The 18370-nt window shown below is 40.0% G+C and carries 16 protein-coding genes and 1 tRNA gene; 10 read left to right on the forward strand and 7 right to left on the reverse strand.

Features of this window, described 5'->3' with window-relative positions:
- Nucleotides 1-111: 111 nt before the first annotated feature.
- The 6 genes from ABZP26_RS07825 to ABZP26_RS07850 all read left to right on the forward strand — a co-directional run bounded on the left by ABZP26_RS07825 (nt 112) and on the right by ABZP26_RS07850 (nt 4911).
- Complete coding sequence (locus ABZP26_RS07825; RefSeq protein WP_368485583.1) at nt 112-2073, forward strand: FAD-dependent oxidoreductase; 1962 nt, start codon at nt 112-114, stop codon at nt 2071-2073.
- A gap of 394 nt (nt 2074-2467) precedes the next feature.
- Nucleotides 2468-3016, forward strand: coding sequence for an NAD(P)H nitroreductase (locus tag ABZP26_RS07830; RefSeq protein WP_335675053.1), 549 nt, complete (start codon nt 2468-2470; stop codon nt 3014-3016).
- Between the two features lie 203 nt (nt 3017-3219).
- The gene (locus ABZP26_RS07835; RefSeq protein WP_368485616.1) at nt 3220-3597 is read left to right on the forward strand and encodes a hypothetical protein; all 378 of its coding nucleotides are present in this window, start codon (nt 3220-3222) and stop codon (nt 3595-3597) included.
- Between the two features lie 98 nt (nt 3598-3695).
- Nucleotides 3696-3786: transfer RNA gene (locus ABZP26_RS07840), tRNA-Ser, on the forward strand.
- Nucleotides 3787-3900: 114 nt separating this feature from the next.
- Nucleotides 3901-4224 carry a hypothetical protein gene (locus tag ABZP26_RS07845; RefSeq protein ID WP_013464868.1) on the forward strand — a complete coding sequence of 108 codons (324 nt, stop codon included), beginning with the start codon at nt 3901-3903 and terminating at the stop codon, nt 4222-4224.
- 69 nt (nt 4225-4293) lie between these two features.
- A complete protein-coding gene (locus tag ABZP26_RS07850) occupies nt 4294-4911 on the forward strand; it encodes an FKBP-type peptidyl-prolyl cis-trans isomerase (RefSeq protein ID WP_008112467.1) in 618 nt (205 codons plus the stop codon).
- Between the two features lie 78 nt (nt 4912-4989).
- On the opposite strand, the gene ABZP26_RS07855 is transcribed toward ABZP26_RS07850, so the two are convergent.
- Together ABZP26_RS07855 and ABZP26_RS07860 are read right to left on the reverse strand one after the other, a co-directional pair.
- Nucleotides 4990-7380, reverse strand: coding sequence for a TonB-dependent receptor (locus tag ABZP26_RS07855; protein WP_368485584.1), 2391 nt, complete (start codon nt 7378-7380; stop codon nt 4990-4992).
- A gap of 173 nt (nt 7381-7553) precedes the next feature.
- Nucleotides 7554-7943 carry a YkgJ family cysteine cluster protein gene (locus tag ABZP26_RS07860; protein ID WP_008465669.1) on the reverse strand — a complete coding sequence of 130 codons (390 nt, stop codon included), beginning with the start codon at nt 7941-7943 and terminating at the stop codon, nt 7554-7556.
- Between the two features lie 208 nt (nt 7944-8151).
- On the opposite strand from ABZP26_RS07860, the gene ABZP26_RS07865 reads away from it, so the two are divergent.
- From ABZP26_RS07865 to ABZP26_RS07875, 3 genes are all read left to right on the forward strand, one after another.
- The gene (locus ABZP26_RS07865) at nt 8152-8577 is read left to right on the forward strand and encodes a tetratricopeptide repeat protein (protein WP_008112472.1); all 426 of its coding nucleotides are present in this window, start codon (nt 8152-8154) and stop codon (nt 8575-8577) included.
- 135 nt (nt 8578-8712) lie between these two features.
- Nucleotides 8713-9186, forward strand: a complete 474-nt coding sequence (locus ABZP26_RS07870) for a hypothetical protein (protein ID WP_368485585.1) — start codon at nt 8713-8715, stop codon at nt 9184-9186.
- 27 nt (nt 9187-9213) lie between these two features.
- Nucleotides 9214-9810 carry a DUF1287 domain-containing protein gene (locus tag ABZP26_RS07875; protein WP_368485586.1) on the forward strand — a complete coding sequence of 199 codons (597 nt, stop codon included), beginning with the start codon at nt 9214-9216 and terminating at the stop codon, nt 9808-9810.
- 98 nt (nt 9811-9908) lie between these two features.
- Here the strand turns inward: ABZP26_RS07875 and yfaE are convergent, their stop codons facing one another.
- From yfaE to ubiG, 5 genes are all read right to left on the reverse strand, one after another.
- Nucleotides 9909-10181 carry a class I ribonucleotide reductase maintenance protein YfaE gene (gene yfaE / locus ABZP26_RS07880; RefSeq protein ID WP_013464872.1) on the reverse strand — a complete coding sequence of 91 codons (273 nt, stop codon included), beginning with the start codon at nt 10179-10181 and terminating at the stop codon, nt 9909-9911.
- A complete protein-coding gene (nrdB, locus tag ABZP26_RS07885; RefSeq protein ID WP_013464873.1) occupies nt 10181-11311 on the reverse strand; it encodes a class Ia ribonucleoside-diphosphate reductase subunit beta in 1131 nt (376 codons plus the stop codon). The genes yfaE and nrdB overlap by 1 nt, the downstream gene beginning before the upstream one ends.
- Nucleotides 11312-11384: 73 nt before the next feature.
- Nucleotides 11385-13667 carry a class 1a ribonucleoside-diphosphate reductase subunit alpha gene (gene nrdA, locus ABZP26_RS07890; RefSeq protein ID WP_368485587.1) on the reverse strand — a complete coding sequence of 761 codons (2283 nt, stop codon included), beginning with the start codon at nt 13665-13667 and terminating at the stop codon, nt 11385-11387.
- Nucleotides 13668-14078: 411 nt separating this feature from the next.
- On the reverse strand, nt 14079-14759 hold the full coding sequence (locus ABZP26_RS07895; RefSeq protein ID WP_368485588.1) for an HAD family hydrolase: 681 nt from the start codon (nt 14757-14759) through the stop codon (nt 14079-14081).
- Entirely contained in the window at nt 14759-15469 is a 711-nt protein-coding gene (gene ubiG, locus ABZP26_RS07900; RefSeq protein ID WP_368485589.1) for a bifunctional 2-polyprenyl-6-hydroxyphenol methylase/3-demethylubiquinol 3-O-methyltransferase UbiG, read from the reverse strand. Before ubiG ends, ABZP26_RS07895 begins: the two co-directional genes overlap by 1 nt.
- Before the next feature lie 178 nt (nt 15470-15647).
- On the opposite strand from ubiG, the gene gyrA reads away from it, so the two are divergent.
- The gene (gyrA, locus tag ABZP26_RS07905; protein WP_008465686.1) at nt 15648-18347 is read left to right on the forward strand and encodes a DNA topoisomerase (ATP-hydrolyzing) subunit A; all 2700 of its coding nucleotides are present in this window, start codon (nt 15648-15650) and stop codon (nt 18345-18347) included.
- The last annotated feature ends 23 nt before the right edge of the window (nt 18348-18370 follow it).

Raw genomic sequence — 18370 nt, forward strand, 5'->3', positions numbered from 1 at the left:
TTTTGAGTTAAAAAATTATTAAGTTTAATCTGCTCATATATTGCTTATTGTTGGTCATTAAAGCAGAATTGACTAAATGCACACAGGTTAGACCAGTTATTGGGGCACAGGATGTTAGAACAAAAATTAGAACTAAAACACACACAATTACGTAACCGTTTAGTAATGGGATCAATGCATACCGGTCTCGAAGAGGGATGGCATAATCGTAAACGCCTACGTGCTTTTTATGAAGCACGTGCTAAAGGTGGCACAGCAATGCTCATTACGGGGGGATATAGCCCTAATCTTCGCGGCAAGTTAACGCCTATTTCATCATCATTTAATAGTTATTATGATGTTTTTAAACACCGCGCTTATACACAAGCTGTTCATCAACATGGTGGTAAAATTTGCCTGCAGTTATTGCATGCTGGGCGCTATGCTTATCATCCATTCAATCAAGCCCCAAGTGCTATAAAAGCACCGATTAACCCTTATAAACCTAAGGCTATGTCTTTAAGTTCAATTAAAAAAACCATTAAAGATTTTGCTCACTCTGCATATTTAGCAGAAAAAGCAGGTTACGACGGCGTAGAGGTGATGGGCTCTGAAGGTTACTTAATTAATGAATTTATGGCACCGCATACAAACAAACGAGACGATGAGTTTGGTGGCAGTCTTGAAAACAGAATGCGTTTAGCTGTTGAGATTGTAAAAGCAGTAAGAGCTAAAGTTTCAGATAAATTTCTAATTATTTTTAGACTGTCTGTTATCGATTTAATTCCGAATGGCTCAACTCCTGAGGAAGTAACACAACAAGCTATTGCACTTGAAAAAGCAGGTGTTGATATTTTTAATACTGGCATTGGTTGGCATGAAGCACGGGTACCGACAATTGCAAGCATGGTACCCCCAGGCGCATTCAAAGAAGCGTCAAAGCGTTTGAAAGATGTTATTAGCGTGCCTGTTATTGCCGTAAACCGCATTAATACACCAGAGATTGCTAATGATATTTTAACGGCGGGTGAAGCTGATTTAATCTCTATGGCGCGCCCTTTACTTGCCGATCCTGAGTTTTTTAATAAATACCAAGCCAAGCGCTCTGACCATATTAATATTTGTATTGGATGTAATCAGGGCTGTTTAGACCACGTATTTAAAGGTAAACGTGCTACGTGCTTAGTTAACCCACAAGCGGGTTTTGAACTTGATTACCCTCTAGAAAAAGCCGCAACAGCTAAAAATGTATTAGTGGTTGGAGCGGGTCCTGCTGGGCTTTCTTCAAGTTGTTACTTAGCGCAAAAAGGTCACAATGTAACGCTTATTGACCAAAAGCAGCATATGGGTGGGCAGTTTAATTTAGCCATGCAAATACCAGGTAAAGAAGACTTTAATCATACATTGGCTTACTTTACCAATGAACTTAAGCGTTTAAACGTCACCATTGAATTAGGCAAAGCATTTGATGATAGTATGCTGAGCCAGTTTGACGATGTGGTTTTTGCCACGGGTGTAAGGCCACGTGAAGCCTCTATAGAATGTAGTGATGACAAACGTGTTTTTGCCTACGATGAAGTCATTCGCGGTGAGGTTGAACTTGGTAATTCGATTGCGATTTTAGGCGCAGGCGGTATCGGTTTTGATATGGTGGCATTTTTAAGTGAACATAAATCACAAAGTATCAGCGACTTTAAAACCCAGTGGGGAATAGAGTGCGATGCTCAGCCTCATAAAGATGAGCGTCAACTTTATATGCTTAAACGCAGTGAAGGGCGCTTTGGTGGTGATTTAGGCAAAACAACCGGTTGGATACATCGTCAAGTTGCTAAACAACATGGCGTTAAGCAAATAGCCAATTGCCAGTACCATCGTTTTGATAAAAACGGCTTAACTATCAGTGTTGCTGGCGAAACACAAGTATTGCCAGTTGATACTGTGATTGCTTGTATTGGCCAAGTGTCTAATGACGAACTATTTAAGGCGCAAGCAGAGAATGCCAAGGTTCATGTTATTGGTGGCGCTAAACTAGCAGCGGCTATTGATGCCAAGCGCGCTATATTCGAAGCCTTACAAGTTGCACGCAGTATCTAATATGCAATTTAAGTAAGTACACGGGTCTGATTATTTTTTAAAGATAGTTAACTTATAATCAGACCCTTATATTGTTGTTTTTTACCTTACCCCATTCCTTGTATAGCTAATAAATACGCTATTACGATTTTTAATTGTGCCTCGGCTACAACGCTTAACTTGCAAAATTAAATTTATAAAGCCCATCATTAGTTCGACCTAATTATTTACACGCAAAAGGCGAGCGTCACTTTGTAATGGCACAAATACACGGCTATTTGGGTTGCGATATTATTTGTGTACTTTTTAACCTAGGTACTTTCTTGATAAGCAAATAATAACAGCGGGGGGCCCATTATATTTTAACCTAAGGGTTTCAATGGTATGCTGTTGTTTTGTCTTTTGAGTAATTATAATGGATGCTATTGAGCTTTTATTAACCCGCCAGTCAGATGCAAAACTGACAGAGCCAGGCCCTAATGAAGAACAACTAAACATTATTCAGCAGGCTGGGCTCAGAGTTCCCGATCATGGCTGTATTGCGCCTTGGCAATATATTATTGTTCAAGGGGATGCACGTCATAAGTTGGGTGAAATTTATTATCAAAGCGCTTTGGCCGAGCAGCAAGCTGAAAAAGTAATTAATCGTGCTAAAGAGTTACCCCTTAGAGCACCCATGATCATTATTGCCATTGCAAAATATCAACAACATCCAAAAGTACCAAGAATAGAACAAGTTCAAAGTGCAGGCTGTGGTGTGCTGGCTATGCAACAAGCTGCATTTGCACAAGGGCTTGGCGGTATTTGGCGCACAGGTTACTTTGCACAAAGCCCCAGTGTTAAAAAAGCGCTTAACTTAAATAATGATGATGAAATAGTGGGTTATTTGTATTTAGGGACGCCAGCAGTTGAGTGTAAAAAGTCACCGCGCCATAAGCCAGAAAACTATTTTAGTTTTTTGTAGCAATAGGATGAACTTTTTATATTCAATATAGTCATAATTCATTAAGTTAATCGTGTTACACTACCGCGGTTAATATTGTAGCTGCGAGAAGCGCACGGAAGCACCATACGCAATAAATCTTCTTCAGTTTGTTTTTTAATCGGTTGTTTTTTGGTAATGTATGGAAAGTCTTACCAATAATAACGATAAAGAAGACGAAAATGATGGGAAATTTATTTTTACGTGAAAAAGAAAACTGGTTTGCTTGGTCAATCTGGGGTGTTGTTGGCGCGCTTGCGACATTTTATGTTGCAATGAATACACAAGCAGCTCACTTTATTGCTGCAACTGCGATGGGTGTCCTAGTACTGCTAACATGGTGGATGCAACAGTCTCGACGATTTGATTTTGGCAGAGCCTTTAAAATATGCTGCTATGTTCTATTATTCACCGTACTACCTTCGTTTGTGTTAGTTGTGATCCCAAGTGATGATTTAAAGCGCTTCGATTTAATATTTCAAAGTATTGCATTTTTAACTGCCAGCTTATTGGTGTGTTTAGTATGTTCTTGGATTGCCCGCAGACCTAAACAATATTACTAGGGTTTATGACTATCCTGATTAATATTTAACTATTTAACCGATTTTGGTAAAATAGGGCTTTACAAGCTAAGCGTATGATCTTATTATGCGCGCCGTACGGAGAGATGGCAGAGTGGTCGAATGCACCGGTCTTGAAAACCGGCAGGGGTTTATAGCCCCTCTAGGGTTCAAATCCCTATCTCTCCACCATTATTTAAAAAACCGCCTTATTGGCGGTTTTTTGCTATCTGGAGCTTTATTATGTCACAGTCCCCGGAGTTATCCTTCTCTAAACGTTTACTCAAGCACATCCTGCTATGGACTGTGTTTGGTTATTGTTACCAAAGTGCCATATCGTTATTACAAAAAATGGCCATTGATGCATACCCAGATAATGCGCTGATGATGACTTTCTTATATGGCATCGGATTTAATCTTTTATCCGGGCATTTAATCACAAAATACGATCATTTTTGGCCAGTGTGGGGTGCGTTTTACATTGGCATTATCGGTTTGGTGGCTGTGCCTCTTTTGTTGATCGGCGTGGTCGGATTGTTGCCGATGAGCTTACTTGTTGGAATTTTGCTCAGTTTACCTGTATGTACCTTTGCTATTGGTTTAATTAAAGAAAAACTCAATAAAAACTAGCCCCAAACGGCTTTTATTTTGTGATAGCATATACGGGTCTTTTAACTAACAAAACGTGAATAACACATTATGTCAGATAATTTTACTACAGATGCTGAAAAAGCAAGTTACGGTATTGGCTTACAAATGGGTGAGCAACTTAAGGCTAACCCTTTTGAAGGTTTAAACTTAAATTCAGTATTTGAAGGCATGAAAGATGCGTATGCAGGCAGTGCTTTTCAAGTAGAGATCCCTGAGATCCAAGCTGCATTTGAGAAAATCAACGAAGAGATCCAAGCTCGTCGTGAAGAAGAAGCTAAAGTATTGGCTGCTGAAGGTATTGCATTTTTAGAAGAAAACGCAAAACGTCCTGAAATTACAGTTACTGAGTCAGGTCTTCAGTACGAAGTACTTGCAACAGGTGAAGGCGAAAAGCCAACTGCGGAGTCTACAGTACGTGTTGATTACCACGGTACTTTAGTAAACGGTACTGTTTTTGATAGCTCATACGAGCGCGGTCAACCTGCTGAATTCCCAGTAGGTGGCGTGATCAAAGGTTGGACTGAAGCATTACAAATGATGCCAGTAGGTACTAAATGGCGTTTATACGTTCCTCATGAGCTTGCTTATGGTGAACGTGGTGCCGGTGCTGCAATCGCACCTTACTCAACTCTAGTATTTGACGTTGAGTTACACGCAATTCTTTAATTAGAATTTAGTTGTAAAAAAACCGCATTCATTATTACGAATGCGGTTTTTTATTGTCTGATTAAAAATGAGCGCGTTTTAAAAGTAGCCTCTAACGCCAAATTGGAAGTTACGTCCAGGAAGAGGTGCCGTATCTTTAATAAATGAACTATGTACAAAACCAAGTTCATCAGTAATGTTATCAACACTTAGGTATAGCTGCGTGTCAACTGCGCCTAAATCAAGTTGATAATTGGCTTGTAAATCAATTAATGTATAGCCATCCGTTGCCGTTTCGTAAGCACTAATATCATTTTGCTCAAAGTAATGGGTTCCTGTTAAGGTAAATTGCGCATTACCTAGGGTATATTGTAGTTCTGAGCCCAATTTATTGGCAGGGATACGTGGTAAATTACCTTCATTATCTTTTAGTTTGGCGCGAGTAGAGTCACCAAATACTTTTACCATGGCGCTGGGGTTTATTTGATAATGTGCATCAAATTCAAAACCATAAAGCTGCGCATCTTTACTGGTAAATTGATAAACATCAATTGCATCGCTGTGTCCATTGGCAGCAGACTCAAAGCCATCCATCTCATCAAACACTAATCCGGTGTTTTGTTGATAATAAAAGTTTTTAATATCGTTATAGAAAAAGTTGACGGTGTAGCCAAAGTCACCGCTAAAACGACGTAAACTAATATCAAGATTGGTTGAGGTCTCTTGTTTAATTTCTTCAGGTTCAAAATGCGCTTCTGCCCCTTCAATATGATAGCCCAAACCAAGCTCATAAGTACCTGTGGCAACATGCACACCATTAGAGAGTAACTCAGCTGAAAGTGGCGCACGCTCTGAATGTGATAAGCTAACGGCTAGGTTGTGACTTGGCATATACTCCCAAATTGCACCGGCTGAGGCACTTACATTAGTAAAGCTTTGGGTGTAGTTAATAGTCTCATCTGCCGATACAGGTTGTTCATCATGGCTGTGCTGATGTGTATCTACATCACTTTTGATATCATAATCTTCTAGGCGGGCGCCAAGCTCTACGGTGACATCGCCAAATGTGCGTTCTTCAAGTAAATATAACGCATGAGTGGTAGTGACACTTGCAGGCGTAAACGCTTCTTCGCCAATTGCATCGTAATCAGATTCACTATAGTGATAGCCAATCATGCCATGCCATTGGCCTAACTGATGCTCTACATTTAAACGTGCTTCAGTGGTTTCGTTACTAAACGTGGTGCCAATCGCGCCATCTTCAATTTCACTGTGAGTGTAGTCGGTGTAGCCAAGACGAAGATTAATCGATTCAATCCAGTTATCATGAAATGCATAGCTTACCAGTCCTTGCCAACGATCTTGCTCTAAATGAGCATAAACGGGAGTTTCTATATGTTCTTCATCCGCATGATCTTCATGATCGCCTTCTTCTTCATGGGCATGACCGTGATCATGTGAATGCCCTGGAATGCCATAGTCTGTTTCAATATTGCCGTATGAAAAGCCAACGGTTAAATGCTCACCGACATAGCTGGTACCAAAGTTCACTGTTTCACTGTCGATAAAAGTATTTTCAACTGAAGTGGCTGTTTCTTCATCGCCCTCAATGTGTACTTCACCTTCTTCATGTTCATCTGGTAGGTTAAAGCGAGGCGTTTGATAGTCATCACCACTGCGTTTGGTGCCATCAAAATGAAAATTAAAGTTATTGCTGCCTGTTTCTAATTTTGCCGCATAGGTGTTCGCATTTGAAACGGTATCGTGTGTGTATTGTGCCGCTCCCGAGAGTGCGTCAATATTATTGGTTGGAATACGGTTATCAACCACATTTACTACACCGCCAATAGCACCAGAGCCATATAGTAGGGTGCTTGGGCCTCGTAGTACTTCAATTTGTTCAGCGGCTAAGCTATCACTTGATGTCGCGTGATCTGGACCGATACGTGATGCATCACTGCTATCTAAACCGTTTTGAGTAATTTTAACACGAGGACCACCTAGGCCACGAATAATCGGACTTGAAGACACAGGACCGAAGTAGCTAGCGTTTACTCCTGGTATTCCTTTAAGTGTTTCACCTAGGGTCGGTTTCGCTTTATTTTTTAGTTCATCCCCTGATAGTACGCTTACAGGTGAAATCATTTCTAAGCTATTTTTATGCAGTGCCGAGGCATACACAACCACAGTTTCAACCGAAGACGGCTTTAATGTAACAGTAATTGTATCGTCTACATTCTCAAGCGATATACGTGAATCGATGTAGTTATCTTTACTAATGTGTAATTGGCTTTTAGCATCTATGTCGATACTAAACTGACCTTGTTCATTGCTTTTCACGCTTTGTGACTTTCCATGAACATGGATAGTTGCATTAGCAATAGGTTGTTTTTTTGAATCTGTTACTGTGCCGTTAATCGTTGCTGCTAGGGCAGAGTGAGAACACAAAACAGACAGTAGCGCTGAGGATATGAGTGTTAACTTTGTCATAATTACTTCGAATCGTGGTTGTTATGTTGTGATATAATATAACACTACAAAATGGCATCATCAACAATGTTATACTATAACTTTTAATTTTGCGTTGAATGGCAAAATAATCGCGTTAAATTTACATTACCAGCTCATTATTACAGATCAGTGCATTTGTTATATTTATTCGCTTAAGAGCGGCTGTCTATCATTAGTATGTCTAATTTTTTTTGTGCTTTGAAAGGATTTTGTTTATCGATTGGTTCAAGCATTTCACAGTCATCGTTTATCATTTCTGAAATTAAACTTGGGTAGTGTCGGCAATCTTGAGGACGGTCATGGTAAATACTGCATGTATATTTATCTTTTTCTTGTGGATATTTTTTACTGCTAAGTACTAAAAATGGGCATTGCGTTAATTGCTCGCCTGTTTTGGGATCAAACCATAACTGATCGTTTTTAACATATTGAAATATTTCTGGGTTGAATAACGCCCACATTTCAATTTCATCCTGATTTGTATCTAAATCTGCCGCACCATATTTAGTGCAGCATTTACCGCATTGATTGCAATTTTGCATAGGGTAGGTATTTACTATTGCGACTTAAATTAAGCGTTAAGTGTAGCACTGTAATATCCAGGTTTTTAAATTAAACCTCTGTTTTTATCGCTTATAATACTTTTGTAACAACGCAGCGCTTAATAATAATGTACTATTAGGGAATATATTTCGAATACGATGCCTTTAATAAGTCAAAAAAGGCGCGTTAATAAGGTAGCGAGTAATTATGAATACTAAAGTATACAAAGCGGTTCACGACTTGGCGGAAAAGCTGATGGCAGCGGCTAATAAAAATGATACTAAACAGTTTGAATCTTTATATGCTGAGCTAAAAGCTATTTGTATTGAAAACGAAAATACAGCGAAAGATCACCCTGTTCAGTGGGAAACATTGGCTGATTTCACCGAAGAGCTAGAAGAAGCTATCGAGACTTACGAAAAAGCGTTACAGAAGTCGATAGAAATTAATAACAAAGATCATATGTCGTCTGTTGCCTTTTCTATGGCTACTTTACAGCTTGAGCTGGGTGATAAAGAAGCGGCAATTAAAAATCTGCAAGATGCTAAAATCAGTGCGAATAAAATTGAAGACAAAGAATTAAAATCAGAGATCCATGAGTTATTAGAATCATTGGTTGAAGAAGAAGGCTAGGCAACTTTATAGCCATTATTAATAATAAGCGTCAGTAATAATACCATTGGCGCTTTTTTATTGATAAAAGCAAATTCTGCGTCATTAAATGTTTATGCTTAAATTAAGTCACTAAGCAAATTTTTTGGAGAAAAAATGCTAGCGCAAATAGAACAATGGATTGATAAAACGAATAGCGAGTATGTTCATCAAAGAATATGCTGTGATACATTTGCTAGCGAATTTGCTGGCTTTTACCCGCATGAATTTTTGAAAACTGCATTTTATGTGGTTGTTGAACACATTCCCAAGCCTGACTTTGCTGGTTTACGTGAAATTGGTTTAAGCGATTTTATTGACATGGATGTAGCAGGGATCACCTATAAAAACACTTATTACATATTACCTCATGTTGCGCGTAATTTAAGAGTGCATTTTCATGATCTGGCTCATGTCGTTCAATGGCGCGAGCTCGGTGCTCACGCTTTTATTATGCGCTACATCAATGAAATCCAAACCTGTGGTTACAATGATGCTCCGCTTGAAAAAATGGCCTATGCACTTGATGCGCACTTTACCAGCAATGGAAATAAATTTAATATTCCTGACTATATTACTCAACAGCTTTAGTTAATAAATATTATAAAAGGAATTTATATGTCGCGCTTTATGCTCTATTTACTAGTTTTATCTGCCTTTAATGTGCAGGCGAGCTCTTTTGATGACGATATCGTCAATGCATTGATCCACAGAACAACGCAACAAGTAACTTACGATGGCGCCTATCATAGGCTTGAATACCCTGGTGGCGATGTGCCCGATAATATTGGTGTGTGTACTGATGTTATAATTCGATCCTATCGACAGCTTGGTATTGATTTGCAAAAGTTAGTACATGAAGACATGCAGGCCAATTTTCGCGCATATCCTTCTAAGCGTATTTGGGGATTAACCAAGCCAGATAAAAACATTGATCATCGACGTGTACCTAACTTACAGGTTTACTTTGAGCGCCATGCTCAAGTGTTAACTAAATCGCTTAATGCAGCAGATTATAAAACCGGTGACATAGTCACTTGGATGCTGCCAGGCAATTTACCGCACATAGGTATGGTCGTTAATCAAATAGCGCAGGACAGTGGTCACCCGCTTATTGTGCACAATATTGGTCGCGGACCTGAAATGAGCGATATGCTTTTTGCCTATACAATTACGGGTCATTACCGATTTGTACCTGCTGCTTATTCAGAGTAAATAACACGGCTATAATCGTGATTACTTGAGTAATAATTGCAGCAAACAGGTAAGTGAATAAAGCGAGCTGTTTGGCATTATACTGTGTTGTTTGCTAGTTACTTTAAATTAATACTGATATCACCATTGGGCTTGCAGCAACACAACAGTATTTCACCATCACGCACAAAGGCTAACGGTTCTTCATTGTAATTGACTTCACCAGAGACAAGCGTAGCACGACACGCACCACAATATCCCTCACGGCACTGGTAAGCAGCATCAATTTTATTCGATTCTAAGCAGTGTAAAAGAGAAGGGCAGCCAGCGGTAAAATCTAAGCACTGGCTGTTATCTGCAAGCGTGACACTTGCAGTGGTTCTATCAGTCATTATAAATCAAAGTCACCAAATTCAGCTGCATCAACCTGTGAATCAATTTGACCTACAAGGTATGAGCTAATTTCCGCTTCTTGTGGAGCAACTTGCACGTTATCAGAAACAAGCCATGAGTTGATCCATGGAATAGGGTTACTGTTATTATCAAACTGTGCTGGTAAACCAATAGCAGTCATGCGTGCATTGGTAATGTATTCAACATACTGACATAAAATATGTTTATTTAAGCCAATCATTGAACCATCTTTAAACAGGTACTCGGCCCATTCTTTTTCTTGCTCTGCAGCGTCAACAAACATTTTGATTGCTTCTTCACGGCACTGTGCAGCAACAATTGCCATTTCAGGGTCGTCTTTGCCATCTTGCATAATATTTAAAATATGCTGAGTGCCTGAAAGGTGAAGCGCTTCATCACGGGCAATAAGCTTAATAATTTTAGCATTGCCTTCCATTAGCTCACGCTCGGCAAACGCAAATGAACACGCAAAGCTGACATAAAAGCGAATAGCTTCAAGAATGTTCACTGACATCATCGCCAGATACAATTTCTTTTTCAGCTCAAATAAATTAACCACAACGGTTTCACCATTAATGTCATGTTTGCCTTCACCGTACAGGTTGTAAAGCGACACTGAATTAATTAAATCGTCGTAATAAGTGGTTACGGCATCGGCACGTTCACTAATTTTGTCATTGCTAACAATGTCGTCAAAAATGAGTTCAGGGGCTTGAGTTACATTACGAATAATATGTGTGTATGAACGGCTGTGAATGGTTTCACTAAACGCCCATGTTTCAATCCATGTTTCAAGCTCAGGAATTGACACAATTGGCAATAGTGCAACGTTAGGCGAACGGCCTTGAACACTATCAAGCAAAGTTTGGTATTTTAAGTTACTTAAAAAGATATGCTTTTCGTGATCAGGAAGCGCTTGAAAGTCTAAACGGTCTTTACTTACGTCAACTTCTTCAGGACGCCAAAAGAAAGACAATTGTTTTTCAATCAGCTTTTCAAAAATAGGGTATTTTTGTTGATCGTAACGTGACACGTTAACGGTTTGACCAAAAAACATTGGCTCTTGCATTTGGTTATTATGATTTCTGCTAAAAGTAGTATAAGACATGTTTATCACTCAAAAAACTATCACTAAAACTATCAGGACAAAGCGGGCAAGGCGCCCGCTTTAAGTTTAACTATTAAATTTTACACGCGCCGCCTGCACAATCGTCATCTTCCACTTCTGGAGCGTCTTCTTGTGCATCTGAGGCGCCATCACGGGTGTTATGGTAGTACAGCGTTTTAACACCTAGCTTGTAGGCACCAAGTAAGTCTTTTAATAAGACTTTCATAGGTACTCTACCGCCTTCGTATTTATTTGGATCATAATTAGTATTTGCTGAAATCGTTTGGTCGATAAATTTCTGCATTATTCCTACTAATTGTAAGTAACCATCGTTTGATGGGATATCCCACAGTAACTCATAGCTATCTTTAAGGCGTTCGTATTCAGGGACAACTTGTTTTAAAATACCGTCTTTACTTGCTTTAACACTAATATGGCCACGCGGTGGCTCAATGCCATTGGTTGCATTAGATATTTGCGATGATGTTTCTGATGGCATTAATGCGCTCAGTGTTGAGTTACGCATACCGTGCTCTTTAATACTGGCACGTAACGCGTCCCAATCAAGATGAAGTGGTTCATCACAAATTTTATCTAAATCACGCTTGTACGTATCCGTTGGCATAATACCTTGTGAGTACGTTGTTTCGTTAAATTTAGGACAGGCACCACGTTCTTTTGCCAGCTCATTAGACGCTTTCATTAGGTAGTACTGAATTGCTTCAAATGTTCTGTGCGTAAGCGCATTTGCGCTGCCATCTGAATAACGCTTACCGTTTTTAGCTAGGTAGTATGCGTAGTTAATAACGCCTATGCCTAGCGTACGACGTCCCATAGTTGCATTTTTAGCTGCAGGTACTGGGTAGTCTTGGAAATCAAGTAAGTTATCAAGTGCGCGTACTGCAAGCTCGGCTAACTCTTCTAGTTCATCTAAAGACTCAATGGCACCTAAGTTAAACGCAGATAATGTACAAAGTGCAATTTCACCTTCTTCATCATTCACGTTGCTAAGAGGCTTAGTCGGTAACGCAATTTCTAAACACAAGTTAGATTGACGGATCGGAGCCACTTTTGAGATAAACGGGCTGTGTGTATTACAGTGGTCAACGTTCTGTAAGTAAATACGACCCGTGCTAGCACGTTCTTGAGCAAACATAGAGAACAGCTCAATCGCTTTAATTCGTTTTTTACGAATTGACTCGTCTTGCTCATATTTTACATATAGCGCGTCAAACTCGTCTTGGTCTTCAAAAAATGCATCGTAAAGGCCAGGCACGTCAGAGGGGCTGAATAACGTAATGTAATCGTCTTTAATTAAACGTGAGTACATGAGTTTATTAAACTGTACGCCGTAATCTAAGTGACGTACGCGGTTATCATCAACGCCACGGTTGTTTTTAAGCACTAATAAGTTTTCAACTTCTAAATGCCAAAGCGGGTAGAAAAGGGTTGCTGCGCCACCACGTACACCGCCTTGCGAACAGCTTTTAACCGCTGTTTGAAAGTGCTTATAAAACGGAATACAGCCAGTGTGATACGCTTCACCGTTACGAATAGGGCTACCTAATGCACGAATACGACCAGCATTAATACCAATACCAGCACGTTGAGAGACGTATTTAACAATTGCTGATGATGTAGCGTTAATTGAGTCTAAGCTATCGCCACACTCAATAAGTACACATGAGCTAAACTGGCGTGTTGGTGTACGTACGCCCGACATAATTGGCGTAGGTAAAGAAATTTTAAATAATGAAACCGCATCATAAAAACGTTTAATGTAATCAATGCGCGTTTCACGAGGGTAATCAGAGAATAAGCTTGCAGCCACTAAGATATATAAAAACTGCGCGCTTTCATAAATCTCACCCGTTACACGGTTTTGGACAAGGTATTTACCTTCAAGTTGCTTTACCGCTGCGTAGCTAAAGTTAAGATCGCGAGAATGATCTAAGTACGCATCTAGCTCATCTAATTCTTGCTCTGTGTAATCAACAAGTAAATGTGCATCGTAGCGTTTTTGTTCAACCATGTTAGTAACATGGTCAAAAAGACGCGGTGGCTCAAACTGGCCATAGGCTTTTTTACGTAAATGGAATACAGCTAAACGAGCAGCAAGATACTGATAATCAGGTGATTCTTTTGAGATCTGATCCGCAGCGGCTTTAATAATCGTTTCGTGGATGTCTTTAGTACGAATACCGTCATAAAATTGAATATGCGATTTAAGTTCAACTTGTGAAACCGAAACGTTATTTAAACCTTCGGCGGCCCATTCAATAACGCGATGGATCTTATCAAGATCGAGTGGCTCTTTACGACCGTCACGTTTGCTTACAGATAACTGTTGGTTCATAGCTTTGCCTGTATTCCTTGGGAATTAAATATTTTTGACCAATGCGTGCACCTAAAAAAGCGCAGTGCCTATTCGTTTATTGTTATTTTCACCGGTTTGGTGAATTTAATTGAATAACATTTAGCCACAATATCTGGTGTTGTTCAAATTAGAGATCACAAGATAGTGTGGTCTGGTATCTTTTGCAAGGGACAGAAACCGCTCTCATTGTGGATAACGTTGGGATAACGTAATTGTGTTAGTAGGCATTAACCTTTGATCAATCGGTTAAGTTGAAATTTGTAAAAATCAACTAAGGAAAGATTAAATTTACGCTTTTTTAAAATAAATTTTGTCTGCTTTTTTTATCATCAAGCTTTGCGTAAAAACTAACACAATCACAATATGTAGTGTTTATTAATTAACATGGCACTATATGTGGTTAAATGCATCTATAGGACTGTGCCAATTAAAATCCGCATTCCAAGCCAATGCCTCGTCAACACTCGGTACATATCCCCATAGTGCGGTTGCGGTGTGCATATTGGCTGCTTTACCTGCTTGAATGTCACGCTGCGCATCACCTATATATAAGCAACGCGAAGGATCAACACTCATTTGCTCAGCGCAATACAGTAAAGGAAGGGGTGAGGGCTTAGATTCAGCTAAGGTATCACCGCTTATCACAATACGTGCATTTTTTAATGCAGGAATCGCCTTGACTAAAGGATCAGTTAAAAATCCGGGCTTATTAGTCATAATTCCCCAGGGTATTGCTTTGTTATCAAGTGCGATTAGTAATTGCTCTATTCCTACAAAACATCGAGTATGGGTGGCAATATTGGCAGCGTATTGCGTGACTAGCTCATTTAAAAGTTGCTCTTGCGGCTGTTGTGCCCAGCTTTCTTTAAAACCAGCAGCCAATAAAGCGGCAGCACCGTTTGAAGCCGCGGGGCGATATATATCACTGTCCACTTGGGGCTGTTGATGATTTTGCAGCACGGTGTTTAGTGCGGCGCCTAAATCATCAGCGGTATCGAGTAAAGTGCCATCTAAGTCAAACAGCAATGCTTGATATTCCATTGGGACAATGGGGGTTTGAGAGCTTGCCATTACGCTAACTTCTCAAAATGCAGCATATAATTTACGCTTACATCATCATTCATTGTGTATTGCTTAGAAAGCGGGTTGTAACTTAAACCAGCACTGGCACGTACTTTTAAGCCAGCTTGCTCTGCCCATGCAATTAATTGTGCAGGTTTAATAAACTTTTTATGGTCATGGGTACCCTCTGGGACCATTTTTAACAGTTTTTCTGCACCGACAATAGCGTATAAGTAAGCTTTTGGGGTTTTATTAAGAGTAGAGAAAAAAACATCAGCCCCAAGTTTTGCTAATTTAGCCACCGCATGAATAATAGAAGCAGGGTCGGGGACGTGCTCTAACATTTCCATACAAGTGATCACATCAAAGCGCTCAGGGTGCTCATCTGCAAACTGCTCTGCAGGTACTTTTATATACTCAACGGGGACACTTGTTTCTAAGCTGTGTAACTTAGCTACGGTTAAAGGCTCTTGGCCCATATCGATGCCTGTTACGTTTGCGCCCATTCGCGCCATGCTGTGACTTAAAATGCCACCACCACATCCTACATCTAGGGTTTCTTTATCAAATAATCCTTTGGTTTTGTCTGCGATGAAATCTAATCGTAATGGATTAATTTCGTGAAGCGGCTTAAATTCGCCTTCTAAATCCCACCAACGTTCTGCGATGGCTTCAAACTTTGCTATTTCTGCGTTATCTACATTTTGATGTTCGGTCATAAAATACTTCCTCGTCAATCTGAGGCCATTATATAGGCCTAAATTGATAAATCGCAAAGTTTTGCGCCTGTAAATTAAAATTAATTGTGATAGCATGGTTACTTAGAAATAATAACAAACACTCTTAATACCTAATACTGGGTTGTTAAGAGCTGATACTGAAGGAATGTGATATCAAATGACTGATCTCGCCAATGAAATTCTGCCAGTCAATATTGAAGACGAGTTAAAAAACTCCTACTTAGATTACGCCATGAGTGTAATTGTAGGACGTGCATTACCAGACGTGCGTGACGGTTTAAAACCTGTTCACCGTCGCGTTTTGTTTGCAATGAACGAGCTTAGTAATGACTGGAACAAGCCTTACAAAAAATCGGCCCGTGTGGTCGGTGACGTAATCGGTAAATACCACCCACACGGCGACAGTGCAGTTTATGACACCATCGTACGTATGGCTCAGCCATTCTCACTGCGTTACATGCTAGTAGATGGTCAGGGTAACTTTGGTTCGGTTGATGGTGATTCAGCAGCGGCAATGCGTTATACAGAAGTACGTATGGCAAAAATGTCGCACGAATTATTAGCCGATCTTGAAAAAGAAACGGTTGATTTTGTGCCTAACTACGATGGCACAGAGCAAATTCCTGATGTGTTACCCACTAAAATACCTAACCTGTTAGTTAATGGTTCATCGGGTATTGCGGTTGGTATGGCAACAAATATTCCGCCACATAACTTAACAGAAGTCGTGAATGGCTGTTTAGCGCTTATTCAAAACCCTGAATTGACCATTACTGAGTTAATGGATTACATTCCTGGGCCTGATTTCCCAACTGCGGCGATTATTAACGGTAAAAAAGGCATTGAACAAGCTTATCAAACCGGTCGTGGTAAAGTGTACATGCGTGCGCGTGCTGACATCGAAACCGATGAAAAGACGGGTCGCGAAACCATTATTGTTCATGAAATCCCTTACCAAGTTAACAAAGCACGTTTGATTGAAAAAATCGCCGAGCTAGTTAAAGATAAAAAAATTGAAGGGATCAGCGCATTACGTGATGAATCAGATAAAGACGGTATGCGTATCGTTATCGAGATCAAACGTGGTGACGTAGGTGAAGTTATTTTAAACAACCTTTATTCACAAACTCAGTTACAAACAGTGTTTGGTATGAATATGGTTGCGTTAATTAATAACCAACCTAAGTGTTTCAACTTAAAAGAAATGCTTGAAGAATTTATTATCCACCGCCGTGAAGTTGTTACCCGTCGTACGGTATTTGATTTACGCAAAGCCCGCGACCGTGCGCATACGCTAGAAGGTTTAGCGATTGCACTGGCTAACATTGACCCAATTATCGAACTTATCCGTAAGTCGCCAACACCTGCTGAGGCAAAAGTTGCATTAACAGCGCGTCCATGGGAATTAGGTAATGTTAAAGCCATGCTTGATAAAGCAGGCGAAGACAACGTAGCACGCCCAGATTGGTTAGCAAGCGAGCTTGGTATTCGTGATGGTCAGTACTATATTTCTGAGCAACAAGCTCAAGCAATATTAGACTTACGTTTACATAAACTTACTGGTCTTGAACACGAAAAAATTCTTACCGAATATCAATCATTACTTGAGTTGATTGCTGAGTTATTATTCATTTTGGCAAATCCAGAGCGTTTAATGGAAGTTATTCGTGATGAGCTCGTTGAAATTAAAGAGCAATATGGTGATGAGCGCCGCACTGAAATAAATGCTGCAGCACACGATATAAGCCTTGAAGATTTAATTAACGAAGAAAACGTAGTTGTTACGCTTTCACATGAAGGGTACGTTAAGTATCAAGCATTAACTGATTACGAAGCGCAGCGTCGTGGTGGTAAAGGCAAGTCAGCAACTAAGATGAAAGATGAAGATTTCATTGAACGTTTATTGGTTGCCAACACTCACGATACTATTCTTTGTTTCTCTACAGCGGGTCGTTTATATTGGCTTAAAGTATACCAGTTGCCACTTGCCAGTCGTGCAGCACGCGGTAAGCCAATTGTTAACTTATTACCACTTGAAGCAGATGAACGTATTACTGCAATCCTGCCAGTACGCGATTATGAAGATGATAAGTACATCTTTATGGCGACAGCATTTGGTACGGTTAAGAAAACGCCATTAACGGCATACAGTCGTCAACGTGCAAGCGGAATTATTGCGGTTAACTTAAACGAAGGTGATAGTTTAATCGGTGTTGATATTACCGATGGCAGCAACGAAATTATGTTGTTCACTGATGCGGGTAAAGTTGTTCGCTTTAAAGAGGCTGAAGAAACAGCTGTCGTTGATGAAAATGGTAACCCAGTACTAGACGAAGAAGGCAAACCTGAAATCCGTTTCAAAGGTGTACGTCCTATGGGCCGTACTGCAACGGGTGTTCGTGGTATTAAGATGCCAGACGATCAGCGTGTTGTATCACTTATTGTACCAAAGAATGATGGTGCAATATTAACAGTGACAGAAAATGGCTACGGCAAGCGTACCCAACTTGAAGATTACCCATCTAAGAGTCGTGCAACTCAAGGTGTTGTATCAATCAAAGTGAGTGAGCGTAACGGTGCTGTTGTTGGTGCTGTACAGGTTGATGACAACGACGAAATAATGATTATTTCGAATCGTGGAACCTTAGTGCGTACTCGCGTTAATGAAGTTTCTACGGTTGGACGTAACACCCAAGGTGTTATTTTGATCAGAACTATTGACGAAGAGCAAGTAGTTGGTTTACAACGTATAGAAGAAATTGAAGTGACTGAAAGTGACTTGGTTGATATCGAAGACGTTGAAACAGTAGATACAGTTATTGATGAAGTGGCGGATGACAATCCTCCTTCAGAATAATTAGATTGAAAAAAGCGGCCTTG

Source organism: Pseudoalteromonas sp. SD03 (assembly GCF_040937955.1).
Taxonomy (GTDB): Bacteria; Pseudomonadota; Gammaproteobacteria; order Enterobacterales; family Alteromonadaceae; genus Pseudoalteromonas; species Pseudoalteromonas tetraodonis.